The sequence below is a fragment of the Eubacterium segne genome (assembly GCF_014287775.1).
Taxonomy (GTDB): domain Bacteria; phylum Bacillota; class Clostridia; order Lachnospirales; family Lachnospiraceae; genus Eubacterium_G; species Eubacterium_G segne.
Genome location: NZ_JACOOZ010000004.1, coordinates 101,396 through 127,531 on the forward strand (window position 1 = coordinate 101,396; position 26,136 = coordinate 127,531).

The 26,136-nt window shown below is 35.2% G+C and carries 31 protein-coding genes; 6 read left to right on the plus strand and 25 right to left on the minus strand.

Annotation, left to right across the window (positions count from 1 at the left end; all coding sequences use genetic code 11):
• Positions 1-3 precede the first annotated feature (3 nt).
• From H8S00_RS06820 to H8S00_RS06870, 13 genes are all read right to left on the minus strand, one after another.
• On the minus strand, positions 4-1,005 hold the full coding sequence (locus H8S00_RS06820) for a calcium/sodium antiporter (protein WP_186840303.1): 1,002 nt from the start codon (positions 1,003-1,005) through the stop codon (positions 4-6).
• A 245-nt stretch (positions 1,006-1,250) separates the two neighbouring features.
• A complete protein-coding gene (locus tag H8S00_RS14090; protein ID WP_118589476.1) occupies positions 1,251-1,397 on the minus strand; it encodes a MerR family DNA-binding transcriptional regulator in 147 nt (48 codons plus the stop codon).
• Positions 1,327-1,713 carry a winged helix-turn-helix transcriptional regulator gene (locus H8S00_RS06830; protein WP_118589477.1) on the minus strand — a complete coding sequence of 129 codons (387 nt, stop codon included), beginning with the start codon at positions 1,711-1,713 and terminating at the stop codon, positions 1,327-1,329. The genes H8S00_RS14090 and H8S00_RS06830 overlap by 71 nt, the downstream gene beginning before the upstream one ends.
• A gap of 19 nt (positions 1,714-1,732) precedes the next feature.
• The gene (locus H8S00_RS06835; protein WP_118589478.1) at positions 1,733-2,191 is read right to left on the minus strand and encodes a putative sulfate exporter family transporter; all 459 of its coding nucleotides are present in this window, start codon (positions 2,189-2,191) and stop codon (positions 1,733-1,735) included.
• A 61-nt stretch (positions 2,192-2,252) separates the two neighbouring features.
• Positions 2,253-2,387, minus strand: a complete 135-nt coding sequence (locus tag H8S00_RS13955) for a hypothetical protein (RefSeq protein ID WP_279220117.1) — start codon at positions 2,385-2,387, stop codon at positions 2,253-2,255.
• A complete protein-coding gene (locus tag H8S00_RS06840) occupies positions 2,384-3,235 on the minus strand; it encodes a KilA-N domain-containing protein (RefSeq protein WP_118589479.1) in 852 nt (283 codons plus the stop codon). The genes H8S00_RS13955 and H8S00_RS06840 overlap by 4 nt, the downstream gene beginning before the upstream one ends.
• Positions 3,219-3,569, minus strand: a complete 351-nt coding sequence (locus H8S00_RS06845; RefSeq protein ID WP_118589480.1) for a helix-turn-helix domain-containing protein — start codon at positions 3,567-3,569, stop codon at positions 3,219-3,221. The genes H8S00_RS06840 and H8S00_RS06845 overlap by 17 nt, the downstream gene beginning before the upstream one ends.
• Before the next feature lie 145 nt (positions 3,570-3,714).
• Positions 3,715-3,984 (minus strand): P-loop NTPase family protein, encoded by a 270-nt coding sequence (locus tag H8S00_RS06850; protein WP_118589481.1) that lies wholly within the window; start codon positions 3,982-3,984, stop codon positions 3,715-3,717.
• Between the two features lie 80 nt (positions 3,985-4,064).
• Positions 4,065-4,343 carry a replication initiator protein A gene (locus H8S00_RS14175; protein WP_494545895.1) on the minus strand — a complete coding sequence of 93 codons (279 nt, stop codon included), beginning with the start codon at positions 4,341-4,343 and terminating at the stop codon, positions 4,065-4,067.
• 343 nt (positions 4,344-4,686) lie between these two features.
• On the minus strand, positions 4,687-4,851 hold the full coding sequence (locus tag H8S00_RS06860; protein WP_243053081.1) for a hypothetical protein: 165 nt from the start codon (positions 4,849-4,851) through the stop codon (positions 4,687-4,689).
• Positions 4,852-4,862: 11 nt separating this feature from the next.
• Positions 4,863-5,000 (minus strand): hypothetical protein, encoded by a 138-nt coding sequence (locus H8S00_RS13835; RefSeq protein ID WP_243169564.1) that lies wholly within the window; start codon positions 4,998-5,000, stop codon positions 4,863-4,865.
• Positions 4,963-6,366, minus strand: coding sequence for a 23S rRNA (uracil(1939)-C(5))-methyltransferase RlmD (gene rlmD, locus H8S00_RS06865; protein WP_118589483.1), 1,404 nt, complete (start codon positions 6,364-6,366; stop codon positions 4,963-4,965). Before rlmD ends, H8S00_RS13835 begins: the two co-directional genes overlap by 38 nt.
• A gap of 19 nt (positions 6,367-6,385) precedes the next feature.
• Entirely contained in the window at positions 6,386-7,336 is a 951-nt protein-coding gene (locus H8S00_RS06870) for a 3'-5' exoribonuclease YhaM family protein (RefSeq protein ID WP_118589484.1), read from the minus strand.
• A gap of 134 nt (positions 7,337-7,470) precedes the next feature.
• Here H8S00_RS06870 and H8S00_RS06875 point away from each other — a divergent pair, with 134 nt between their 5' ends.
• The 3 genes from H8S00_RS06875 to H8S00_RS06885 all read left to right on the plus strand — a co-directional run bounded on the left by H8S00_RS06875 (position 7,471) and on the right by H8S00_RS06885 (position 12,119).
• On the plus strand, positions 7,471-9,837 hold the full coding sequence (locus H8S00_RS06875) for an endonuclease MutS2 (protein WP_186840304.1): 2,367 nt from the start codon (positions 7,471-7,473) through the stop codon (positions 9,835-9,837).
• Between the two features lie 134 nt (positions 9,838-9,971).
• Positions 9,972-10,673, plus strand: coding sequence for a response regulator (locus tag H8S00_RS06880; RefSeq protein ID WP_021953447.1), 702 nt, complete (start codon positions 9,972-9,974; stop codon positions 10,671-10,673).
• Between the two features lie 12 nt (positions 10,674-10,685).
• Positions 10,686-12,119: a sensor histidine kinase gene (locus H8S00_RS06885; protein ID WP_118589487.1), complete on the plus strand. Its 1,434-nt coding sequence runs from the start codon at positions 10,686-10,688 to the stop codon at positions 12,117-12,119.
• A gap of 29 nt (positions 12,120-12,148) precedes the next feature.
• Here H8S00_RS06885 and spo0A read toward each other — a convergent pair whose 3' ends face one another.
• Positions 12,149-12,952, minus strand: a complete 804-nt coding sequence (spo0A, locus tag H8S00_RS06890; RefSeq protein ID WP_118589488.1) for a sporulation transcription factor Spo0A — start codon at positions 12,950-12,952, stop codon at positions 12,149-12,151.
• Positions 12,953-13,302: 350 nt separating this feature from the next.
• Here spo0A and fdxA point away from each other — a divergent pair, with 350 nt between their 5' ends.
• A complete protein-coding gene (gene fdxA / locus H8S00_RS06895; RefSeq protein ID WP_021953450.1) occupies positions 13,303-13,476 on the plus strand; it encodes a 4Fe-4S ferredoxin in 174 nt (57 codons plus the stop codon).
• 100 nt (positions 13,477-13,576) lie between these two features.
• On the opposite strand, the gene H8S00_RS06900 is transcribed toward fdxA, so the two are convergent.
• The 5 genes from H8S00_RS06900 to H8S00_RS06920 all read right to left on the minus strand — a co-directional run bounded on the left by H8S00_RS06900 (position 13,577) and on the right by H8S00_RS06920 (position 19,294).
• Positions 13,577-14,302, minus strand: coding sequence for a MerR family transcriptional regulator (locus tag H8S00_RS06900; protein ID WP_118589489.1), 726 nt, complete (start codon positions 14,300-14,302; stop codon positions 13,577-13,579).
• A 249-nt stretch (positions 14,303-14,551) separates the two neighbouring features.
• Positions 14,552-15,076 carry a hypothetical protein gene (locus tag H8S00_RS06905; RefSeq protein WP_021953452.1) on the minus strand — a complete coding sequence of 175 codons (525 nt, stop codon included), beginning with the start codon at positions 15,074-15,076 and terminating at the stop codon, positions 14,552-14,554.
• Positions 15,077-15,407: 331 nt separating this feature from the next.
• On the minus strand, positions 15,408-16,751 hold the full coding sequence (gene dnaB / locus H8S00_RS06910) for a replicative DNA helicase (RefSeq protein WP_021953453.1): 1,344 nt from the start codon (positions 16,749-16,751) through the stop codon (positions 15,408-15,410).
• Between the two features lie 27 nt (positions 16,752-16,778).
• Positions 16,779-17,225 (minus strand): 50S ribosomal protein L9, encoded by a 447-nt coding sequence (gene rplI, locus H8S00_RS06915; protein WP_021953454.1) that lies wholly within the window; start codon positions 17,223-17,225, stop codon positions 16,779-16,781.
• Positions 17,225-19,294 (minus strand): DHH family phosphoesterase, encoded by a 2,070-nt coding sequence (locus H8S00_RS06920; protein WP_243169565.1) that lies wholly within the window; start codon positions 19,292-19,294, stop codon positions 17,225-17,227. The genes rplI and H8S00_RS06920 overlap by 1 nt, the downstream gene beginning before the upstream one ends.
• A 217-nt stretch (positions 19,295-19,511) precedes the next feature.
• Here H8S00_RS06920 and H8S00_RS06925 point away from each other — a divergent pair, with 217 nt between their 5' ends.
• Entirely contained in the window at positions 19,512-19,787 is a 276-nt protein-coding gene (locus H8S00_RS06925; RefSeq protein WP_021953456.1) for a hypothetical protein, read from the plus strand.
• Positions 19,788-19,844: 57 nt separating this feature from the next.
• On the opposite strand, the gene H8S00_RS13960 is transcribed toward H8S00_RS06925, so the two are convergent.
• From H8S00_RS13960 to H8S00_RS06935, 3 genes are all read right to left on the minus strand, one after another.
• Positions 19,845-19,976 carry a hypothetical protein gene (locus H8S00_RS13960; RefSeq protein WP_279220115.1) on the minus strand — a complete coding sequence of 44 codons (132 nt, stop codon included), beginning with the start codon at positions 19,974-19,976 and terminating at the stop codon, positions 19,845-19,847.
• Between the two features lie 168 nt (positions 19,977-20,144).
• Entirely contained in the window at positions 20,145-21,581 is a 1,437-nt protein-coding gene (locus tag H8S00_RS06930; protein ID WP_118589490.1) for a hypothetical protein, read from the minus strand.
• Between the two features lie 126 nt (positions 21,582-21,707).
• A complete protein-coding gene (locus tag H8S00_RS06935) occupies positions 21,708-22,304 on the minus strand; it encodes a histidine phosphatase family protein (RefSeq protein ID WP_118589491.1) in 597 nt (198 codons plus the stop codon).
• A gap of 212 nt (positions 22,305-22,516) precedes the next feature.
• Between H8S00_RS06935 and H8S00_RS06940 the strand changes: the two genes are divergently transcribed.
• Positions 22,517-23,854 (plus strand): MATE family efflux transporter, encoded by a 1,338-nt coding sequence (locus H8S00_RS06940; protein WP_118589492.1) that lies wholly within the window; start codon positions 22,517-22,519, stop codon positions 23,852-23,854.
• A gap of 5 nt (positions 23,855-23,859) precedes the next feature.
• Here H8S00_RS06940 and H8S00_RS06945 read toward each other — a convergent pair whose 3' ends face one another.
• The 3 genes from H8S00_RS06945 to H8S00_RS06955 are packed head-to-tail and all read right to left on the minus strand — an operon-like array spanning position 23,860 to position 25,998.
• Entirely contained in the window at positions 23,860-24,531 is a 672-nt protein-coding gene (locus H8S00_RS06945) for an ATP-binding cassette domain-containing protein (protein ID WP_118589493.1), read from the minus strand.
• Between the two features lie 20 nt (positions 24,532-24,551).
• Positions 24,552-25,646 carry an ABC transporter permease gene (locus H8S00_RS06950; protein WP_021953462.1) on the minus strand — a complete coding sequence of 365 codons (1,095 nt, stop codon included), beginning with the start codon at positions 25,644-25,646 and terminating at the stop codon, positions 24,552-24,554.
• Positions 25,603-25,998: a hypothetical protein gene (locus H8S00_RS06955; RefSeq protein WP_147365663.1), complete on the minus strand. Its 396-nt coding sequence runs from the start codon at positions 25,996-25,998 to the stop codon at positions 25,603-25,605. Before H8S00_RS06955 ends, H8S00_RS06950 begins: the two co-directional genes overlap by 44 nt.
• Positions 25,999-26,136 lie beyond the last annotated feature (138 nt).

Sequence of the window (26,136 nt, forward strand, 5' to 3'; positions counted from 1 at the left end):
CCTTTATCTTATTATGATGTAAACCATATACGCTGCATAAAATGCAACCATACTTAATCCTTCGATTCTTCCGATTTTATTTCCGGTTCCCGCAAATATCCATACTAATACCGTAAATATCATAAGTACGCACAAATCAATAACATTTTCAGTAATTATACTGATTGGGCTGATTGCTGATGCTATACCAAGTACCATAAGTATATTGAATATATTTGAACCAATTGCATTACCCAGTGCCATATCCACTTCATTCTTTCCGGCTGCAACTATTGAAGTTACAAGTTCAGGAGGTGATGTTCCTATTGAGACAATTGTGAGTCCAATAAGTGTCTGGCTCATACCAAGCTCCCCTGCTATTCTTGAGGCGGCATCTACAGTCATATCTCCACCGATTGCAATTGCCATTACTCCACCAACTATGAATAATATACTCATAGGAACTGAAACCAGCTTAATTTCTTCATCACAATCGCCTTCAATCTCGACTTTTCTGCCTTCTTTACTTGCCTTTAATGCAATTTTAATCATGTAGAAAAAATAAACTCCAAAGAATCCAAGTAATATCACACCATCAAAGTGTCCCAGTGTCATACCGGATTTGTCACCAAATGCAACAATGCCTAAAATCATTAAAAGTCCGGCACACACAAGGGAAAATGGGATATCTCTCTTTATTGTTTCTTTTGCAACATTTACTGCAGCAATCATTGCACACACACCAATAACAACCATCAGGTTGAATATATTAGATCCGACTACATTACTTACTGCAAGTTCATTGTTGCCTATAAGTGAAGCCGATACACTGACTGCTGTTTCCGGAAGGGATGTTCCCATAGCAACAATTGTAAGTCCGATAATTATAGACGGAACATGCAATCTCTTTGCTACACTTGAACTTCCTTCCACAAAAAAATCTGCTCCTTTAATAAGTAAGACAAAACCTATTACAAGAAACACAAGTACAAGGGCGAATGGGGCGTTGTTAATAATTTTCTCCATATTTTTTCTCCTTTTCTCCACAACAGTGTCGTCTGTAAAAACATCTGATATTACAGGTATACCCGGCAGATATTAAGTAAAAAAGACTCATGTACATCAACTACCAGCTGGTGTGTAATACATAAGCTGTTAATTGATATACATGAGTCTCATTATTTAAGATTTGCCAGATTATACTCTTTACTATAATCAGAATGTTGACAAACCACACTTTCGCGCTAACTACTCCCTCATGGAATATTAATTTACTGATAAATAATATCAAATGTATTAAGGGGTGTCAACAACTTCACTCCGTCACGCTGACAGGGAAGCAGTCCCTTATCCGTATAGAAACGTAACGTATGTTCCGTAACATCGAACATTTCCGCCATCTTCCTTATAAAAAACATCTGACCACTGACAGATGCTTTGCAATATAGGGACAACAGATTTTCCTTTTTGCGTCAGGGAATATTCCACTTTTGGTGGAATTTCATCATAGGACTTACGGTTAATGATTCCATCCTCTATCAAATCCTTTAATGTTGTTGTCAGAACCGCATCTGTTATGTTATACATCTCCTTGCGAATCTGACTATAGCGCAGTTTTTCATTTGCCGATAATACGCATATAATACGGGATTTCCATTTACCACCAAATATTGCAAGACCATATTCGAGGGGACACCGTATATCATCATCTAATTTTTTCTTATATTTTGCCATAAAAAATCACCTTCAAGCTTTATTTTGTATTATTATAGCTTGATATTGGCTGAGCCCCCTGCACCAGTCCCGGCAGCAAAAGCATAACGAACTGCATAACTGAATTTAATATACTTATTGACGCAACAACCGCCATTTTAATAAACAACGGTCCCACAGGCATTGTTTCAAGAATATTTGAGTCCTTATTTTTATTTTCCATAATAATCATAAACTTTGACAATTCCTTGATTGGCTGGAACACTTCCGCACTAACTCCCATATGTATGCAAAGTGTGGTAACGATTGCTGCAATCACGAAATAAAGTATAAACATTGGGAATGCCCTCTTTAAACTAAACTTCGCGGTCTTAACGTCTTCTTTTGCACTCTTTTTAGCCATTATCAATGATAATCCCAGTGTAATGGGGACAATGGCAAGGGGTCTTGTAAGCTTTACCGTTACAGCCTTGTTCAAAGTTTCACTTCCCCTACTCATTTAATCGCTTGTGTAATCTATATCGTGTTACTATTCTGGCAAATTCTCTCATAAGCACCTCCTATACAATTTCAAAATCATTAAAATCATCAAAACTCTTCACTCTGCTTTTTTGTGCATCCAAAGAATATCCATCAATCTGCATGGCTGTAGAAACACGAGTATATGTATATACTTTAGTTTTCTCACTCATCATTGTTTCTCCTCAATTTGATTGTTTATGCTTTGTGCTTCATTTAATATTTTCAACTGATAATCTGCAATCTCTTTCAATATCAAAAATCGTTCTTTTTTGTCACGACCTTCACGTATCATTTGAGCATTGTGTGTTTCCAAATTTGAAAGAACTGTCAGTTCATTGATTGTCGCATAATCTCTTACATTACTGTTTCCTGCAAGTTCAGGATTAATCTCACGCCACGCTTTTGCAGTAAAACCGAATAAAGCAACATTTAATACATCAGCCTCTTTTGCATATGCAAGCCACTCGAGATTCTCACTATAATTCTGCTTAGGTATCAAATAATTTTTCACGGCATCTGTTTGAATCAAATAATTATTTTTTGATAAGAATCTCTTAGCATTCCATTCAATTTTTTGGAAATCATTTTCCTGTTCCTTTAACCTTTGGAATTCTTTTATTAAATACAATTTGAAAACAGGACTAATTGCTGATGCGAACTCAAAAGCTATGTCTTTATGCGCAAAAGTTCCACCATATCTTCCTTTCTTAACATAAAGACCAATTGCATTTGTCTGATCAATCCATTCCGAAACGCTTGGTGTAAAAGTCAGCAATCCTGCCTGTTTTTTAAAGTGTTCAGATTCGAACACTTTAAAATCCGGATTATATATTTCTTCCCATGTTGCTAAGAACTCCAGAGTCGCACGATTTCTCAACCAATTTCTTACTACATCCGCTGCTCTTGAATTAGAATTTTTTGCATTGGCAATATCAGTTATGCAAATATAATCATTTGCATCATCTGTTGTTACTGTTATAGGTATATTTTGAACGGTAATTATATTATTTTTCTTCTGCATATTCTTCCCCCAATCGCTTCATGTACTCCAATAAATGTCTCTTCTGCCCAGTCGTAAAACTGTGATACTGCGCAAGTATTTCTTCATCTTTCGTTTTTTCCACGTCAATCTCTTCAACTGTTTTCTTTTGAAATGTGTCGGTATCTTCAAGCAATTCCTCAACAGATACTCCCAGCGCCTTACTAATAACTAATAATTTATCTGCTCCCGGATTCATCTTCTTGGTATTCCAATCACTTATAGTACTGGCAGTTATTCCTGTTCTTCTTCCAAGTTCTCTCATACTCATCTTTTGTTCTCTCATAATCATAAAAATTTTCTCACTTATAATCATAGTATCTCCTTTTATTTTTTCGTACGTTATATCTATCGTTCGGTATATCGTTCATTATATTCACTAATTACATTTAAGTCAATGCCAATATGACATTGACTTTCTTTGATTAATGCTGACCATTATGAGCATCTTATAGATTTTTCTAAATCTTTCTATGCCTTTCCATTTCTTCAAGTTCCTTTTCACGAACTTGTTCTTCTTGCCTACATTTACAACCTACAGAAATAAGTCTATGTCCTAGGCAATCTACATCATAAACTTTTTCAACAGGTTCGTGACAAATCGGACAATGTTTAATTCCATCAATCACTTCATAATCTTCTTCACACTGCGGTGACACCGCTGTGTTAGTATTGTTGTTAATAGGATTATTTAATCCTGTGTTTAATTCTTTTTCTATTATATTATTCATGTTTTTTCTCTCCTTTTTACTTAATAAAGATATTACTAATATAAGTTACTATATTAGTTACTAGTGTGAATAAATCTTTACTAATCATCTGCAATTATTTTCACGCTTACGCCTTTATGACTGTCATTTTTTTCATATGTGGTCTGCAAGTTTTTGCATGTATCATTACTGACTACTGAAGATTTTGGCAGTAATAAATAATACACATTGGCTCTGCCTTTGGAATCTTCTTTGACTTCAAGTAAATGCTCTTTCTTCAACTCGTTTATGGCATTGATAACAGTTCTTTCTTTGCAGTTTAATTCTTCTGCGATAGATTTTTCTGTATATACCAGCGTTACTCTGTCATCACCTCCAATCTTTTAAAGTTTTATATAAACATCTAACCGGTTAATGTGTTTATTATTTTTCTTGTTTTGTTTTCGAACAACCGTTCTATGACATTATCTCATGTTTTTAATTGGTTGTCGCTCGCTAGTAAGGTAAAAAAGTTACCTTCTTAGGGATGTTTTGCTGTTTTTTGTTTTAATGTTCAATAATATTATCTAATAATAATGTTCAATTGTCGCTCACTCACATGGTAAAGATAAGCGAATTTTTACCTTCATAGTGAGGTTTAAACAAAATAAAACGCCACTGATTACTCAGCAGCGTTTAGCTCTCTAGGTATGTATAAGGTTTTAGGATAATCCTAAAACCTGTTTATATCATTGCAAAATATCTGAAAGCATCCAAAATAGCCTTTTCTTTTTCAGGAGTGCATTTTCTTTCTGCACTACTTTCACTCTTTGCTGTATTATATTTTTTTCTTTCCTTGATACCACACTTATCTTTTATCTGTGCAATGTTCAAACTACTTACTTTCAAACCAAACTTATCTAATACATAATCTTTAATCTGCTGGTATGTAGCTTTTTCTCGGCACCGGTAACATCCATCTCATCCATATCAACTTTTATGTCAATGTGATGCTTCGCCTCATAGATTTTGAACCAAAAGTGCCACTGTTTCCACATGCACGCTTTGACCAAACATGTCACATGGGGTTGCCTCCACCAGCTTATATCCCTTATCACTTAACCACTTAATATCCCTTGCCAAAGTAGCACTGTCACAGCTAACATACACAATCCTCTTTGGAGCCATTAAAACCATGGTATTAAGCAGCTTCTCATCACAGCCTTTTCGCGGTGGGTCCACAACTATTACATCCGGATTGCATTCCGGTGCATCTTTATGCTTCTGAAAATACTCAGGAACCACATCCTCTGCCGCACCTGAAATAAAATCAACATTTTCTATATTGTTAATTCGGGCATTGACTTTAGCATCTTCCACTGCCGGCTCCACAATTTCCACCCCAATAACTTTTCTTGCATTTTTTGCCAAAAATAAGGAAATACTTCCTATTCCACAGTACAAATCCCAAACTGTCTCACTTCCTGTAAGCTTAGCATATTCCATGGCTTTGGAATAAAGCTTTTCCGTCTGAACAGGATTTACCTGGAAAAATGACAAAGGTGAAATTCTGAATTTAACGTCGCCAATATAATCTTCAATATATCCCGGGCCGTACAGATTTATAATTTTATCCCCTAATATTACGTTGCTTTTTTCCTTATTAATATTTAGGGAAATATCCGTCATTCCAGAAACTTTTAATAACTGCTCCACAAGACGGTCAACCTGTGGTAATTTGTCACCATTTATAATAATGCAAACCATTACCTGACCGGTATGTTTTCCCTCCCTGATTAAAACGTGACGCACAACACCTTTGTGGGTTACCTCGTCATAAGGCTTCACCCCTTCTAATGTCATATACATTTTTACAATATCCATTACTGTCTTATTTACACCGGTACCTAACAGGCAGTCATTTACGCTAATAATGGAATGGGTTCTTCCGGCATAAAAACCGCTGATAATTTTTCCTTCTTTATCCCTTCCTACCGGGAACTGAGCCTTATTTCTATAGTGAAAAGGTCCATTTTCCTCATGTCCCTTTACACATAATTCCTCCATTCCCATAATAGGTTTCATAACAAAATCTTCCACTCCCCCAATACGCCTTATATTATTAAATACCTTCTCCTGCTTAAATTTAAGCTGCTGCTGATAATTCATTGCCTGAAGCTGGCACCCGCCGCAGCTTTTTGCCACAGGGCATAATGGCTCCACACGGTATTTTGAAGGCTTAACTATCTCAACAAGTCTTGCAAAGGCATAATTTTTCTTCGCCTTCATAACCTTGACCTTTGCCACATCCCCTATCACCGTATCTTTAACAAAGAGGGTATAGCCTGAAACCTTGCCTATACCCTCGCCTGTTGTTCCCTGATCTGTAATTTCAATTTCTAAAACATCATTTTTTTTAAACATCCGCAATAAAATCTCCCAATTATTCTCCGGTTCTTCTTACATTAGTCTCTAATAACCGGTTATAACCAAGCCATGTATCAGACCCTGTAGTTTTGTTGCTATTTAGCAGCTCCTTCATTGTTTCAAGCTTTGCATCTGTATTGTCTGCGAAATTAAGAGCCAACGCCTCTATTAATGCCGGCTTTTTAGGAGAACCATATTCCAATTCCCCGTGATGTGCCAAAATACAATGCTTTAATTCATTTGCCTGCTTTTGTGGAAATCCCGGAATAGTAGCAATAATTTTTGACACCATTTCCGAACCCATTACTATATGTCCTAACAGCTGTCCTGCGTCAGTGTAATCGTTGGTAGGGAAATCTGATAACTCATAAACCTTTCCTATATCATGACAGATTGCCGCTGTAATAAGCAAATCCCTGTTAAGGAGTTCGTACTGCTTTGTGTAAAAATCACATAATTTTGTCACTGACAAAGTATGCTCTAACAAGCCTCCAATAAATCCGTGGTGTACACTTTTTGCCGCTGAATGTTTCTTAAATTCATTTACAAAATCCTTATTATCCACGAATAATGTTGTAAGTAACTGCTTATAATATTTGTTATTAACACTGGCAACAAATTTAAGTAACTCTGTTAACATTTCATCAATGTTTTTATCAGTACATGGAAGATAATTAGAAGCATCCACAGTATCACTGTCTACTTTTCTTGCTCTTTTAATGCTAAGCTGCATCTGATTATTAAAAACCGTAATGTCACCATTTACCTCTACATAATCTAATGCATCAAAATCGTCAATTCCCATTGAACCCGGGTCCCATATTTTAGCATCTAACTGACCTGTTTTATCCTGCAAAATAACATTTTCATATTCTTTTCCTGTCTTTGTCATGGCAACGTTTTTCTGCTTGCAAAGATAAACCTCCTGAATTCTCTCCCCTTCTCTTAATGTCTCAATAAATTTCATATTATCCTCTTTCTATAATATAGTTGTTATGCCCTCTAAAAAATATATAAAGGGTTTAAAACCTCTTTACTTTTAATACCGGTATTTATTATAATTGATAATATGCTTAAATACAAGAATTGGAGAATTTAGTTATGAATGAAAAAGTGTTAAAAACACTTGAATATAATAAAATAATAAACATGCTTAAAGATGAAGCCGGCAGTGATTTAGGCCGTATGCTGTGCAGCGAACTTAAGCCTTCTAATGACTTAAATGAAATCAAAAAAAACCAGTTAGAAACTGACGATGCCTTAAAGCGTATCTGGCAAAAGGGCAGTGTGTCATTTTCAGGCATTAAAGACATTGGAGAATCCCTTAAACGTCTGGAAATCGGCAGTACCTTAGGTGTGGGAGAGCTTCTTAGCATTAGTTCTCTTTTAAAGGTTGCCCTTCGTGTTAAGACTTTTTCCAGAAACGAAGACGCAGAAAGGGATAGCTTAGACGATTTATTTGAATCCATTGAGCCTCTTACTAATTTAAATAAAGAAATTGAAAAATGCATTATATCTGAAGATGAAATTGCAGACGATGCATCTTTTAACTTAAAAAATATAAGACGTCAGGTGAAAATCACCAATGACCGGATTCATTCCCAACTTAGTTCCCTGGTTAATTCCCAAAACGGAAAGACCTACCTTCAGGAATCACTTATTACAATGCGTGACGGCAGATATTGTGTACCTGTAAAACAGGAATATCGTGGAAATGTAACGGGAATTATTCACGACCAGTCTTCTTCCGGTTCCACGCTTTTTGTAGAGCCTACGGCGGTTGTGGAGTTAAACAATAAGCTTAGGGAGCTCTCTGTTAAGGAAGCCGAGGAAATCCAGATTATCCTTGCCAACTTAAGCATATCCTGTGCTGAATACATTGACCAGTTAAGAAGTGACTTAAAGCTTCTTCCATATTTGGATTTTGTTTTTGCCAAGGCTAATCTTGCCAAAAAAATGAAAGCTTCCATGCCGGAATTTAACAGCAACAGATTTATAAATATTAAGCAGGGACGACACCCTCTCCTTGACGGAAAGAAGGTGGTTCCTATTGATGTTAATTTAGGGAAAGATTTCACACTGCTTATTATTACGGGACCTAATACCGGTGGTAAAACAGTTTCATTAAAAACCGTAGGGCTTTTGTCTTTAATGGGGCAGGCAGGGCTTCATATTCCCGCTTTACCGGGAAGTCAGCTGGGAGTATTTAATGAGATTTTTGCTGACATTGGAGATGAACAAAGTATTGAGCAAAGCCTTAGTACCTTTTCAGCCCATATGGTTAATACAGTTAATATTTTAGAAAAAGCTGACTCGGATTCCTTAGTTTTATTTGACGAATTGGGGGCAGGTACTGACCCGGTAGAAGGTGCGGCACTGGGCATTTCCATTTTGTCATTTCTTAAAAATATGGGAGTTCGTACCATGGCAACTACCCATTACAGCGAATTAAAACTTTTTGCCCTTTCCACGGAGGGGGTACAAAATGCAAGCTGCGAATTTGATGTGGAAACCCTTAGACCGACATACCGCCTTTTAATTGGTATTCCGGGTAAAAGTAACGCCTTTGCCATTTCCCAAAAATTAGGACTTCCTCAATATATTATTGATGATGCCAAATCAAGAATTGATGCGGATAATGAACAGTTTGAGGATGTTTTGGCAGAACTTGAACAAAAGAAACGCCAAATTGAAAAGGACAAGGAAACCATTTCCGTATATAAATCACAGATTGCTTCCCTCAAACGGGACTACGAAATCAAGAACAAAACTCTTGATGAAAAGAAGGATAAAATTCTTTCCAAGGCCCGTGATGAAGCTCTTGATATTCTTAAAGAGGCTAAGGAAACTGCTGATGAAGCTATTAAAACCATTAACAAATACGGTAAATCCGGCAATATGAAGGAATTGGAGAAATCGCGAAGCAGCGTCGGTTCAAAAATTAAGAAAAACCAAAGCTCAGCTTCCATGAAATCTTCTAAGCAGAAAAAGACCTATAAGCCTTCTGACTTTAAGATTGGAACAGGAGTCAAGGTTCTTAGCATGAACCTAAATGGTTCTGTGGTAACATTGCCTAATGCCGACGGTAATTTAACGGTAAAAATGGGTATACTTAATTCTAAAGTTAATATTAAGGACTTAGAAATTATTGATGAACCTGATATTAAGGCACCGGGACTTAACCGCACCGGCAGTGGAAAGATTAAGATGAACAAATCCTTAAATGTTAAAATGGAGCTTAATCTTATTGGTAAAACCGTGGATGAGGCATTATTTGAACTTGATAAATATTTAGACGATGCTTATTTAGCACATCTTCCTCAGGTATATATTATACACGGCAAAGGTACCGGTACTCTCAGAAATGCCATACAGACTCACCTGAAAAAATGTCCTTATGTAAAGTCTTACAGAAACGGCGAGCACGGTGAAGGTGGCGCAGGAGCTACTGTTGTGGAATTTAAATAAATTGACTTATTATCACAGTTTACAATTTATTTTAACTTTATTAACATTATTTGATTATAATTAGCATGATATTTTAGAATACCATAAACATATATAAAAAGCAGTTTACTGCGATTTCAAAGGGAGGATAACAAATGGCTGGCAAACAGAAAATTTTAATTGTTGATGATGATGAAAACATCGCAAACTTAGTATCTCTTTATTTAACAAAGGAGTGCTTTGACACACGAATTGAGCATGACGGTAATTCTGCACTGGTGGCTTTCAGGGACTACAAACCTGATCTGGTGCTTCTTGACTTAATGCTTCCGGGAATAGACGGATATGAGGTTTGTCGTGAAATACGAAAAACTTCAAAAACTCCTATTATTATGCTTTCTGCTAAAACAGAAGTTTTTGATAAGGTTTTAGGTCTTGAGCTTGGAGCAGATGATTACATGATAAAGCCTTTTGATTCAAAGGAATTAGTGGCAAGGGTTAAGGCTGTTTTAAGAAGATATACTGCGGCTCCACAGCCTGCTGTTTCTCCTTCTGAAAAGCGTGTTGAATACAAGGATTTGATTATTAATCTTTCAAACTATGAGGTTATTTATAAAGGAAAACCTGTGGAAATGACTCCTAGGGAAATCGAACTTTTGTATTTCCTTGCTTCTTCACCAAATCAGGTATTTACAAGAGAACAGCTTCTTGACCATATCTGGGGCTATGAATACGCCGGTGACACAAGAACCGTAGATGTTCACATTAAGCGTATCCGTGAAAAAATTGCCGACACAGATGAGTGGTCAATTGGAACTGTATGGAGCGTTGGTTACAGATTTGAGGTACATAAATAATCGGAGCGTACAATGAGGAATTCAATTTTAACTAAGTTTTTTGTTGGGTATTTTTCTTTTGCGGTACTTGGTTTTTTATTAATTACCTATTGGTCAACAAACCTTATTTACAATCATTTGCTTACTAACGATGCGTCGGAGTTACAGTCCTACGCTTCCATTGTGGTGGATAATGTCCAAAACGCCATTGGGGATTCTATGTATGATATCGACAATCCGGACAATTTCTTTAGTGATTTTAATAAGGTTTTAGACTGTAATCTTTTGCTGTTAGATAAGGACAATAAACTTGTTTACACCACTGATGACACAAAAGCTCTTACTAACGATGATGCCAATATTGTAATTAAAAATTTTGACCCAAATGAATATACCGGAAAAAGCTATAAAATAAACAAATTTTACAACATGTATAAAACAGATACTTTAAGTGTTGTTCAGGCCATAAGAAAAAATAATACCGTATTCGGATATGTAGTGGTTCATATGCCTACATCCATTATTAAACAAAGCAGTTATGACGTAACTCATGTTTTTTACCTGACTTATGCCATTATTCTGGCTTTGTCCCTGATTATCTTTTTTAACTTTATGTGGTTTATTTATTTACCGCTTAAGCAAATAAGATTGGCGGCAATGGAATATGCCCAGGGTAATTTCAGCTATGACGGCCTTATGGTTAGCAATGATGACGAAATTGGCGACGTGGCAAGTTCACTTAAGTATATGTCAAAGCAATTAAATAATTCAAGGGAATATCAGAAAACCTTTATTTCCAATATTTCTCATGACTTCCGCTCACCTCTTACTTCCATAAAAGGGTATATTGAGGCTATGATGGATGGAACCATTCCTCCTGAAGACCATAAGAAATATTTGTCAATTGTTCTTTCTGAAGCAAACCGCCTGGAGAAATTAACTACCGGGCTTCGTGAACTTAACAGCTGGAATACTACCGGCCCTGAACTTTTCTTAGAAGAGTTTAATATGGAAAGTGTGATTGCTTCTACTGTAGAAACTTTCCAGGGCAGTTGCGAAAAGAAAAATATTGAACTGATTATCCAGTTTCCTCCAAAGCACTACAACGTGTATGCAGATAAAGGAAAAATAGAACAGGTTTTATATAATCTTTTAGATAATGCCATTAAATTTAGTAACCCTTCCTCTAAAATTGTTATTCGTCTGTATAATAAAGGGGATAAGCAATACTGCTCCGTAAAGGATTTTGGTATGGGTATTCCCAGCGGCAGCATTGATAAAATATGGCAGCGTTTTTACAAAACCGACTTATCCCGTGGCCGTGACAAAACCGGTTCCGGTATTGGTCTTTCCATTGTAAAGGAAATTATCCGTGCCCATAATGAAAACATAGACGTTATCAGTACCGAGGGAGTTGGTACGGAATTTGTTTTTTCCATAAAACATGCCAAATCTAAAACCCTATAGAATTTTATTTTGCCGGGGAACTGTCAGTTTTATGCAGACTGACGTATTTCCCGGCTTATTTGTGCAATAAATTCAGAATTTGTAGGTCTGCCTTTCTTATAGCGTACACTATATTTGTCTTTGCTTCCATTATTATATGCATCCTCTACTGACCATGCCACCTCTATGGCATGACGTATGGCCTTCTCAACCCTTTGTGGCGTTGAATTATGTTTTTTGGCAACATCAGGATATAAAACCTTTGTAACACCTTCTAATGCATCTTCATTACTTATTACCTCCTTAACAGCGGTAATCATATATCTGTATCCCTTAAGTCTTGCAGGGACGCCTATTTCATTTAATTTATTTGATATAATTGTATCCATTCGTGGAATCGTACCTGATTTGGCACATATTGATAAGTCGTCCGTATTATAATCCGGCATGCTTTTATTTTCTTTTAAGATTTCATTCATCCTCAAATAAACCTTTTTAATCTTTTCAGCCATAATATTGCAATCAAAAGGTTTCATTATTACATAATTAACACCCCTGTTTAAAGCCTCACTAATTAATATATCCTTATTTATGGATGTAATAATAATATACATTGTTTTAGAATTTTTAGCTGACTGCTGCATTTTTTCCAATAATGTGTACCCATCGTACACCGGCAACAATAATTCAAACAGAACTATGTCCGGATTATGGTCAGTGTACAACTCATACGCTTCCTTTCCATTGTCGGTTTCACCTACAATTTCAATACTTTGATCATCCTTCAAAGCTTTAACTAACTGCCTTCTTACTTCATTTTGTGCATCTGCAATAAGCACTTTAAATTTTTTCATTTTTCAAACCTTTCTCTTTCATAGACATTATTTTTCAGTCATATTCACTTACATTCCGTGAATACTCTATTATCATAACCCCCGCACTAAAACAAGAGAAGTTCCTTTATGGCACCTGATTCTTGTAAGTTGAACCACTAGTCGGTGCCATATATTACCCACCTTGACGTTTTTCGATTTTTTGCCTTATTTTATTTAGTGTTTTTAACACTATTATTTTTCTTCATCATTTTATTACATAGTGAAAAATTTATATTAAAATGCTAAATTTGTTAAATATTATGATGTTGCAATAAGTCATAAATTGTATTATTATATTGCTATAATCTTATTCAAAGGAGGCTTACAAAATGGCTTACAAAATTAACGACGGTTGTGTCGGTTGTGGTGCATGTGCAGGCGCTTGCCCAGTTGGCGCTATATCAGAAGCTGACGGAGTATTCGTTATAGATGCTGATTCATGTATCGAATGTGGAGCATGCACAGGTGCTTGCCCAACAGGATCAATCGAATTAGACGCTTAATTTAAAAACAAGCAGTTGCAAAACGATTATCGTATTGCAACTGCTTATTTTTTTCCCTGCCCCCGCATCACAGATGCGTTTACAAGTTTTTTTACTATCCTTACTGGGTTGTAACAGGATTTGTCTTTTCTCCAATATGTACCCTGTTTTTCTTTTCCTTTGACCCGAAAAAAAATCCCGGCTTTTTTTCTTTTTCTGAACCTGTTTTTTTCTGACTTTCCATTACTGTTTTTAATTGCTTTTTCTTACTCTTATCACTTTTCTTAAGCAAAAGCTTTTCTGCCTTTAATTTCTTCTTTCTTTCCCGTCTGCTCATTTGCTGTCTTGAGCGCATAACTTCGTCTAATTTTTTATAACGCTCTTCTTCTTTTTCGTCCTGAATCCGCATAAGATAATTCATTTCCTTTAAAACAGTTTCGCTTACGTGACCGCTTACTTCCTTTCCCAGTTGTGCCGTCTGCTGTTTCATTGCCTTAGCTACTACCTTGTCCATTATTTCCTGAAACTGCTCCATTTTACTTCCTGAAGGCTCTGAAACCTCCAGCCTTCTGTTTTGCTGCATTGCCGGTGTCATTACCATTCCCTTGTTTCCATCCTGCCTGTCCGGGTCGGTAAGCATCATTTTAATGGTTCTTAAGCTATAACCCTGATTCTTTAAATCTCTAACGTTTTTTAATAAATTAATATGATTTTCCGTATAATAGCGATGCCCCATTTCGTTTCTTGGAATTGACACATTAAGTTCTTCCTCCCAATATCTTAAAACATGAGATTCTACTCCCAGCATTTTAGATGCATCTGATATAATATATCTCTTTTCCCCCATCTCATCCTCCTAAAAAATAAAATTAAACATTTTCCATGCTGTCTGCCCTAAAGATTCATTCCAGCAATTTTGCGGGCAAATTGCATACTTTTTATTAAACACAAATAAATTATAAATCCATTATATTCCCCCTTCAATATGTTCATTACCGCAAATATTGTAACCTTTTGCGGTAGTGTCGAGGAGGGCAGAAAAAAGGAGCTTAAAGCCAATGCCACTGACCTTAGAGATATTTTTCATAAAACATATCTATTCTTCACTGTTCCTTACAAAATCATACGTTACTTTCACTTTCTTAACGTTTTTTAATTTTGATTTCTTTGATTCAATAATATATGTGTTTGCTCCATATATGACCACGGCAGTTTTATATTGTCCCTCTTCCAACAAATCTCTTTTTTCAACATTTAAAGTGACCTTTTTGTCTTTTTTAGTTATAGAAAGAAGTTTATAACTAAAAAAATTTAAGTCAATATTTTCTGTTGCGAAAATCAATGCCTTCTTCTTAAAATATGATTTTTTGTATTTATTGAGTTTTTTTATATATTTTTTAGGATTATTATAATTTTTCTTTATGTATTTTTTTAATTTTACCAAATCTTTATATGATCTTATAATTTTCTTATAACTATTCTTATTGTTCGTATCAGAGTATTTACCGGATACACTAATTTTCTTACAAATATAACCATCTACATTTGCCGCTTTAACATTTACAGAACAGATTGATAAAACTGTCAATATAACCACAAAATATTTTAATCCCTTTTTCATATATTTAACCTCGTAATCTCCTCTTTCAACTTATAATTTCCTGAATTTTTCATAGTTAAAATAATATTTCATCCACGACAAATTAACATAATCCCTACCAAATTCCTGCATCTGAAACTTCATTAAACTTTGTTACTTAATACTGAATATGCGTAAGGTTTTTTCATTGTATCTTAAAAGTCAATTCGTGTCAATTTTTCACTAGCCTTTTGTTTTTCCGGTGAATTTTTTTAATAAATGTTTAAACATAACCAAAAAAGTTGTACTATAACAATTATAATTTGCTACAGTACAACTCCCAATGATTTCTATAAATAGTCCCCTAAATACATTAAATTTGCTCTTCTGCCTGTTCAGCGTCCTCAAATTTTGTAAACTGTGGTAACCAGACTAACTGAACCTCACCTACAGGGCCGTTTCTTTGTTTAGCAACATTTAAAATAATCCTATTTCTGTCTTCTTCCTTCTTTTCCTTATCATAATATCTTGACATAAGCATTACAACGTCGGCATCCTGCTCAATAGAACCGGATTCACGTAGGTCAGCCATAATAGGTTTTCTGTCTTCACGGGTTTCAGATGCACGGTTAAGCTGCGACAGTGCAATAACCGGCACATTTAACTCTCTTGCAATACCTTTAAGAGTTCTTGAAATTTCCGCAATTTCCTGCTCACGGCTTCCGTGAGGTGTATTAGTAGTCATTAACTGCAGGTAGTCCACTATAACCAACTGTATGTCTTTTTCCAGCTTGAACTTTCTGCACTTTGAACGCATCTCACCAATACTGATACCCGGTGTATCATCTATAATAATATTAGAATTTCCAATAATATTAGCAGACTCAACTATGTTAGCCCACTCATTATCACTTAAATCACCAATACGTATTTTCTGAGAGCTAACCATTGAATTCTGGGAAAGAATACGGTTAATAAGCTGCTCGCTGGACATTTCCAAACTAAAAATGGCTACAGGAATATTGTGCTTAACAGCAACTGTTTCCGTTACATTTAACACAAACGCCGTTTTACCTACTGACGGACGGGCTGCAATTAGAATTAAGTCTGACGGCTGCAAACCGGATAGCTGTGTATCAAGTTTCCTGAAACCGGTTTCAATACCTGTAATGGTGCCCTTGGTCTGGGCTGCCTGTTCTATCTTGTCAAAAACATTTAGCACTATCTGTCTTACCGGCACATAATCCCCGGTATTACCTGTCTGTAACAGTGAAAAAATATCCCTTTCCGTCTCTTCTAATATGGCATCAAGAGGTTTATTTCCTGCATAACACGTATTTGCTATTTTTTCATTTGCCCTGATTAAATTTCTCATAACGGCTTTCTCATAGACAATCTCAGCATATTGTCTGATATTAGCTGATGTAGGAACCATATCAAGAATATTTCTGATAAAGTCAATACTTATTACCTCTGAAGGAACCTCCATTTCCTCTAACTTATTTTTGATAGTTACAAGGTCACATTCTTTTCCTTCATTAAAAATTTCAACCATTGCCTTAAACAATGAACCGTATTGTTTATTGTAGAAATCTGCATCAGAGAGTTTTTCCATTGCAATGGGGATAGCCTCCGAATCCATAATCATAGAGCCGATTACAGCCTGCTCCGCCTCATTGCTGTGGGGCATTATCCTTTTAACAACTGCCTCTTCCATTAATTTTACCTCTGCATGTAATCTAAATTATTTTGCCACTACTTTAACTGCCAAAGTACCTGTAACATCCTTGTGAAGCTTAATGTTTACATTGTATGTTCCAAGAGACTTAATGGCATCAGGAATAACAATTTTTTTCTTATCAATGTCCATGTTAAGCTGTTTCTTTGCTTCAAGGGCGATTTCCTTGCTGGAAATTGAACCAAATACCTTTCCTTCAACTCCTGCCTGGATTCTTACGATAATGGACTTATTTTTAAGGTCTTCAGCTAAAGCTTTAGCTGCCTCTAATTTTTCCTTTGCTACCTTTTCTTCATTCTGTTTATGAAGCTTTAAATCGTTAAGATTCTTCCCTGTAGCTTCAAGTCCTAAATTTTTCTTTAAAATAAAATTTCTGGCATAACCGTCGTTTACTTCTACTATCTGACCCTTTTTACCAAGAGTTTTAACATCTTCTAATAAAATAACTTTCATTATATGTCACCCTCCTCTAATTTTCTTTCTATAATATCTTTTAAATGTTCAATGACTTCCTCTACGCTACTATCCCTAACCTGGGCTCCTGCTAAGTTCATATGTCCGCCACCGCCAAATTCTTCCATAATAACCTGTACGTTTACTTTATCTACGGAACGGGCGCTAATATATATCTGGTCTCCATAAGGAGTAAACACAAAGGATGCTTTTATATCCTTTATATTTAAAAGTTCATTTGCTGCCTGAGCCCCAACGACAGTAGGCGAAGATACATCCTGTGCGTTACATACGGATATGGCATATTCATCCATAAATACTTCCGTATTTTCAATGGCTTTGGCTTTTGCCTTATAATCATTTAAATCATCTCTGAACATTCTGCGAACCTTTGTAATGTCGGCTCCATTTTTCTTTAAATAAGCTGCTGCCTCAAAAGTTCTTACACCGGTTCTGTTTATGAAATTGTTAGTATCAATCATAATACCGCCGTAAATTGCTTCTGCCTCTAGCTTGGTAAGCTTAACTGTTTCGTTAATATATTGCATAATCTCTACAACCATTTCACATGTAGAAGATGATGATAATTCAATATAAGATAACTGTGCATTGTCAATAACGTCCGTACTTTGTCTGTGATGGTCAAATACCAAAAGACACTGGGAACGTCTTACCAATTCAGGATATTCCGTATAATTTGCCCTGCTTACATCCACCACAATTAAGGCATCATTTTTAGTCATTTTAAGGGCTGCTTCCTGACCTGTAATAAACATATCCTCGTCGTATATTTCCATTTCCTTAAAAGCTTCTACTAACGGAACAACACTGCTGCTTACCTCACCTAATACAATGTGGGCATCTTTTCCTATGGTTTTTGCAATTCTGTAAAATCCAATAGATGCTCCAAAGGAATCATTGTCCCCAATGTGGTGTCCCATAATGTATATGGTTTCCTTTGTTTCAATTAAATCACGAAAGGCTGTTGCCTTAACTCTTGATTTAACCTTTGTATTTTTTTCAACGGACTTTGTTTTTCCACCGTAATAATAAACCTTGTTGCCATCCTTCAATACCGCCTGGTCGCCGCCACGACCTAATGCCATGTCAATGGCAGTTCCTGCCAGGTCATAATTTTCAACCAATGTACTGCTTCCCATACCTATACCAATACTTATGGTAATTGGAAGCCCGTTTCCAATATTAACCGTCTTAACCTCGTCTAATACTGAAAATTTATTTGTCTGCATTTTACTTATATACTTTGTCTTGAAAATAACGAAATACTTATCGTTTTCCAGTTTTCGCACAATTCCGTCATACTGGGCAAAATATTTATTAATTTTTCTGTCAATAAGAGCAACCAAAAGTGTTCTTCTTGTTGCCTCAATACTTTGAAGCACCTCGTCGTAATTATCAATATATATATGTCCTGTAACTAAACGTTCTTCCCTGTTTTCCTTAGTCAGCTGTCTTACGTGGGTTTCATCAAACATATACATGGAAATAAGGGTTCCGCTACTTTCAGACAAAGCCGCAAGAGGACTTTCCTCACTGTTTCTCATATCAAACAGCTTAAGAACTACTCTGTATTCTCCCTGTTCCATTTCCACGTCAAATTCATTTCTTCCACTTTCGTCAAACTCTAAATATTCCGGTTTAAAGCTTTCAAAAAGTGCCATTGCAGATTTGCTTCTTACATCTTTTCCCTTAAAAATATTTTCCATCTCAATATTAGTCCATAAAATCTTTCCATCCATGTCTAAAAGACTATAGGGAATTTCCATTTCACGAAGCATATGCCTTTGAACCTGACTGTAATCAGCCCCAAATTCCACCAGCATTTTCATTATATTAGGTTTAAATCCTAAATATGCAATAACCGTTAAAACTAAATATACACCCTCGGCTAATGCCATAAAAATTCCGGCTTTAATATCCACTGCAAACATTACCACAGTAATAATTAACCAAAATGCATTGTAATAAGCCGGCCACTTAAGGTATTGCTTCATCTGACCCTTCAGTCGTAATCCTTTTCTTTTCTCTTTCATGGTTTTCTTATCCATATATCGCTCCATCACGCCTGTTTAACGCAGTTTACAATATTTTTTAAGATATTTGTAATATATTTTACGTCTCTTAATGCCTCTTAGTATACCATTTTTCCGTAAATAATAAAAGCATATAGTTTTGCAGGTGCAACTTATCCCTTTTCTAATTTACTTTTTTATGTTTTTGTCTTAAAATAATGCTGTGAATTAAGATTATGAACGGAGATTATTTATGTTTAGAGTTTGGGCAAGAACCTTTAAAAGTAACAAAATGCTTAAAAGCACCACAATAGAACTGGATATTCCTAACGAAACAAGAACTCACAAAGTGTTTATGGCACTGGAGCAGGTTTGTGAGGAATTTGATTTAAGCAATCCTATCTGGCTGGATACAAATATTAATGAATTTAAACGTATCGCCCGCACAAGGTTTTATTCTGACAGTTTTGTTGAAACTATAGATTTTGATTATTTGGATTTTTACGTTATAGAAGAGGATGATGTTTAGTACTTACATCACCGTAAATACTAAACATATCCTAAAACTAATTTTCACATCAAATATTTAGTTTTCCACTTTTGTCTTGTCTTTTCCGTTATTTTTTTCTTCCATTTTTCTTAGAATTATTTCCCCTTTTTTCTGCATATACACTGCTATTGCTTCTTTAAGTAATTTCTTTGAAATCATATCCTTCATCTCTTTACACCTCACTTATTTTTCTTAAGAGAACTTTTTTGGCATATATAGTACACTATATATAAATCTCTCTATATATACCAACGTGTGAAAAAGCATTTCGGAACAAAACTTTTTTATTTTCGTTGTTTTGCACAAATTTAGTTTTCTTTTTTGTACATTTATTCCCTACTTAGACATTGTTTTGCAAAAGGAATATGTAAACGTTCTTCTTTGGGTAAACTGTCCCATAACACTATTTTTCATTGCTGTTTCATGCATATATTTTAAAGCATCCTTTGCATTATTAAATTTTGCCTTTCCCTCATAATGCTTTATACACTCATCAGTTATGGCTCTTGCGTTTTTAGGATTTTGCCAGAACAAATCGCAGAAATAGGCAATTAACCGGCTGTTGGTAAGTCCATATTCACTGCGGGCAACATTTATTCTTACTGCTACATCTGACTGAACCTGTGATTTTTGTACTTCTATGCCAAAACTGCTGCCTAAAAGTGCCTTCACTGCCACTAATTCTTCCTCACTAAAGCTTCTGGCACCATTTTCCCAGCTATCTCCTGACAAAATATCCGAGTATAACTTATCAGCCTTTTTCTTTTGTTTCTTTTTAGAGCCGGTAAAGGAGTTGTTAATTATATCTCTCGCCTCCTCTACATTAGTGGCACATATTCTTTTAAGCAGATCATGGGCTCTTTCCCCATACCACTGCCATGCTCCTACTGTAATGGTCTTTTCTCCCTTAAACTGAGCCAAACCATTTCTGGCTGCCATATAGTTTCCCGACTCATTTTGTGCCAAAAGTGAAATAATGCTGTTGGTAAGTTCATCACTTCCGCTAAAAGAACCTACATTTATTACACTTTGAAGCTGAGCCTGATACTCTAACTCCTGTTCTTCTTTATAATCTTCATATTCTGACTTTGTCATTGCCAACTCTGCCACAATATCAATAGCTACGGAAGAAACCGGCACCCATCCTGTTATGGATTCCGTCCTTTGAACCCTGAGATATTTTTTATTATTGCTAAATCCGATAACCGGATATGAACGTCCTGAATATCCCATACCTACAGCCACATCTTTTCCTTTAGCTTCACTTTTTAACGCCACATCTTTTGTAAATTTCGCCTCTATTAAATTGTCATCTAATAAAACCGTCTCCACATCGCTGTCCACCACAACATCTTTAACAGACACATATCCGGTAATTTTTCCTGACTTTATTTTATATTTCTTACCGTCCTGCTCAACAACCTTCATTATTCCTTTATCCGGCAGATAACCGATAACTTTTGACTTTTTATCTTTTGTTTTGTAGATTTTGGCACACTCATCGTCGTTGTCACTTAAATCAACTACACCCATATCAAATATTTTCTTTTTATATTTATCAATTTCAGATAATTTGGTTTTCTTTTTATTCTTTTTCTTAACCGTCTTCTTTTGAAGCTTTGTAACATTTAAATCTTTATTTAATACGCTGATATTATTTCCTATGGTTTCAATATTATTTTGTATATTTATTGCTCCTAAATCAGCTGCCGGTGTATCAGCAGATACACACAATGTTAAAACCATACCTAAAATTAACGCTTTTGCTCGCATTTTCCGTCCATCCTTTCAAATAAATTTCAAGGCTTTTGTTAGTCTTTCTATTCAACATTATCATTATATCACCGGTGACAAATACCACCAGCAATTTACCCTATATTTCATAGAACTTTAACAATTTTATATCTCCCCTATTTGTTTATATCCATTATCATCCAAATTTAGCATAATTACCCCACAGTTTTTCTGTAGCCCCCCTGACCAATATTCATCAATGCCGTGATTTAACACGTAGCACATAATGCCTTTATTCATTGCCCCATGTCCTGCAATCAGCACTCTGTTTAGCTTGTTTCTTTGTGGCTCAATAACCTGTTTCATAAACTCCTTTGTTCTATGACACACTTCCTCAAAGGATTCCCCGTTTTCAGGTGGAATGTAATGCCCCGGATCATCAAAAAACTTACAAAAAGAGTTGCTTTTGTCCTTTTTTAGCTGGTCTGCCTGCATTCCTTCATTTATTCCGAAATTAATTTCCCTTAATCTATCATCCTTTATAATAGGTATATTACGCTCTCCCCTAATAATGCATGCTGTTTCGTATGCACGGTTAAGAGGTGAACTGTAAATTACATCAAAATCCACATTTTCAAGCTGTTTTCCCCTTTCTCTTGCCTCATTTCGTCCTACTTCACTTAAATCAATATTCCTGTTTCCCTGAAGACGTTTTGATTTATTCCAAAGGGTTTCACCATGTCTTACAATATATATTTCCATTTATTTCTCCTTTAAATGCTTTTGCCTTATGAATTATAGCACTATGATCTTTTTACTTCAAACCGTGTTTATTGACAATATCCTATTTTTTACTTATAATCATTTAAAACCATTGTTATGGAGTGGATTTTTTTAAGACTTAGGTTTTATTTTCGCCACACAGCTTAATACAAGTTGTGTGGCTTTTATATTGTCAAAAAAGGAGAATTATAATGAATCAGACTTTTATGAAGGAAAAGCCGATTTTTCCACTGGTTTTATCCATGGCTTTGCCTATGACTATATCTATGCTGGTAAATGCCTTATATAATATAGTAGACAGTTATTTTGTTGCCAGTATCAGCGAAAGCGCAATGACTGCTTTGTCACTGGTTTATCCTATACAAAACATAGTAACCGCAGTAACTGTTGGCTTTGGTATTGGAATTAATGCCCTGGTGGCTTTTTTTCTTGGGGCTGATAATAAGCATATGGCTAACCGTGCCACATCTCTTGGAATGCTGTGCAATTTTATTCACGGAATACTTTTAACTATTATCTGTATTTCCATAATGCCCGGCTATCTTGGGCTTTTTACGGAAGATGCAGGAGTAATTTCTCAGGGACTTACTTATTCCCACATTGTTTTTGCTTTTTCCATACCTATATCCGTGTCTATTAGCTTTGAAAAAATTTTTCAGGCTGTTGGGCGTATGAAGGTTTCAATGGTATGCATGATGATTGGGTGTGTTGCTAATATTATTTTGGATCCGTTTTTTATATTTGGAATTGGATTTTTCCCAAAACTCGGGATTGAAGGTGCGGCTATTGCCACTGTAATAGGTCAGATTGCCACCCTTTTAGGATATGTTTTGGTTTATTTTTTAAGACCTATGCCTGTTAAAATCAGAATTTCTGATATGGGATTTGATTTAACATTATTAAAAAGATTATATGTTGTGGGATTTCCGGCAACTCTTAACTTGGCTCTGCCTTCACTTCAGGTATCTGTTCTTAACAGGATTCTTTCAGTCTACTCAGGCAGTTATGTTTTAGTTTTAGGTGCCTACTACAAGCTTCAGACGTTTTTGTACCTTACGGCAAATGGTGTGGTGCAGGGAATGCGCCCTCTCATATCCTATAATTATGGTGCCGGTGAAAAGGTACGTGTCCAAAAGATTTTTAAAACAGCTCTTAGCATAATCATTGCCGTTATGGCTCTTGGAACCGTCCTTTGCCTGTGGATTCCTCAGTATCTTATTGGACTATTCTCCGACAATGAAGCTACCATTGAAATCGGTTGTACCGCTCTTCGCTTTATTAGTGCAGGATTTATTGTTTCTTCCCTGTCTATCACGGTATCCGGTTCCTTAGAAGCTTTGGGAAAGGGATTTTCTTCCCTTGTTATTTCAATGTTGAGATACATTGTAGTTATGTTAGGACTTGCTTTCATATTAAATCACTTCTATGGTACTTACGGAGTTTGGGCAAGTTTCGGTGTCACAGAACTTATTACCGCCTTGTTCGCCTATGTTATCCACAAAAAAAGCGGATGCGGGGCAGTTAAGTGAGGTGGTTAACGTATATTCACATCGCTTTCTAGTGATAGAATATTGTCCTTAGGTGACAATATTCTATTATCATGAGTTGCCACAACCACCATTGAATTGTTTTCTGTATTTATCTGCCTTAATTCTCTCATGATTATCCGGGCATTATCAGCATCTAATGAAGCCGTTGGTTCATCTGCAATAATAACATCCGGATTATTTATGAGTGCCCTTGCCATTTCAACTCTTTGCTTTTCTCCACCAGACAATTTTTCCACAATAACATTTTTTAAGTTGCCAATTCCCAGTCTTTCCAGTAGTCCGAAAGCCTTGGTATAGGCGTTGCCATTCACCTTTCCACCAATATATATGGGCAATAACACATTGTCTAATACAGATAGCTTAGATATTAACATAGCTTCCTGATGTACATATCCTATTCTGGAATTTCTATATTTTAATATTTCTTTTTTATTTTTATATTTAATGGGACTTCCGTCAAAATAATAAACTCCCCTGTCCATTTTTTCCACAAGTCCGATTATATTCAATAACGTTGTCTTTCCTGTTCCGGAATCACCTACAATAAAGTTAATCTTCTCACTATCCAATTTCAGAGAATAATCACTAAAAATTTGTTTACTCCTAAAATAATCCACCTGATATTTTTTATACATATTGTGTATTTCAATCTTCATTTTCTTTTCCTTAATAAAATCTACTTTATTTTATGCAACATTAACATGGTATAAATTCCCTGTAGTCCCATAATTATTGCAAACAATGAGCCAATTATTATATAGCTGCTTTCACTGTATAGTATTTTTTGAACTTCTCCATTATTTCTACTGTTGCACAAAATCTCTATTATAAAAACTATTCCAAAGGCAACTATGCACTGTAAAAGCATATCTAACATACATAATGCAAATATTTTTTTCTTAGACATTCCCAATGCATAAAACACTTTATATATTTCCAGATTTAAGTTATAAATCATTGCCGATATTAGAACAAAGCTATTAATGATTAATACCCCAAACATTAATATGTATATGCCTGATGTACTAAGTTTTTCTCTCATTTCATTGCTTGAGTTCCTTTTCACCTCTTCAAAGGATGTTATATCATAATTTGAAAAGGCTTTCCTTATATCCTGTTCATTTCCCTTTGCAATTAAAGATATAATTGAAACCTTTCCCGTAATACTTTTAGCCATCTCTTTACTATTTGTAATAAGGCAATTATTATCCATTTTCTCTAACATCAGCTGATAGTCCATTTGTTTTCCACCTGAATTAAGTTTTGCAAATACAAAATCCTTTTTTAATATTCCACTCACCTTGCCTTTAACCTGTGTGCCTGTACTTAATGTTATTTTTATTATATCTCCTATTTTATATTTGCGATTCCAATCATAGCCTAAAATAAACTGCTGTTTCTTTTTCCCTTCAAACCACATTCCATATTTCAGCTTATACCGGATTTTTTCCATGGTATCATTAACATATATCACAGTTACATACTCCCCATTTAGCTGTGCATTTCCCTGTAATTCATAACCTACCTCAATTCCGTACCTACCCTGAATATCCCTGCATTTCTTTGTCAATGTATTTACATCCTGTGATTCATTAACACAGTTTGATATATAGTACATATCACTATCATAGCGTATGCTTTCATTTATATTTTTTTGTTCCCAAAGATCAAATACTTCTCCCTTGATAAATAGCACAAATATTATTATCTGTATTATAAACAGAATTTTATATTTTCCGTTTACCTGTAATGTTTTTAAAAAAAGTGTCACTTTTTTTCTCCTTAATTTCTACTGCCCCAAACACACTTATTACCAAACCAAATGCCAGTGAATAAATCCCCCAAAAAACAGGCAACTCATAAATCACAAATTTAATAACCTGACTAATTGATATGAACCACCCTCTGGAAATCAGCAATATTCCAACAGCCGTTCCTAAATAAGCTAACAGAAAAAACATCAATTCAAAAATGTAATAGCATAATATAATTTTTTTCTTTCCTGCACCATATTTGTAAAATATTTTAAATAAATTACAATTTCTTCCTGTATATTCCCCAAAAAATATCAGATAGCCTACTGCAAAAAGAATCAGTACAATTTGAATATTTATATTTATCACATTTTCTATTGTATATTCTCCCCAATAATAACAGGAAATAAAATATATACAAAAAATGCATATTAGTTGAAATGTCAGTAATGTTCTAAATAATATATTATTTTTTATTAATGTTTTAAAAAAAATTTTAACCATAAT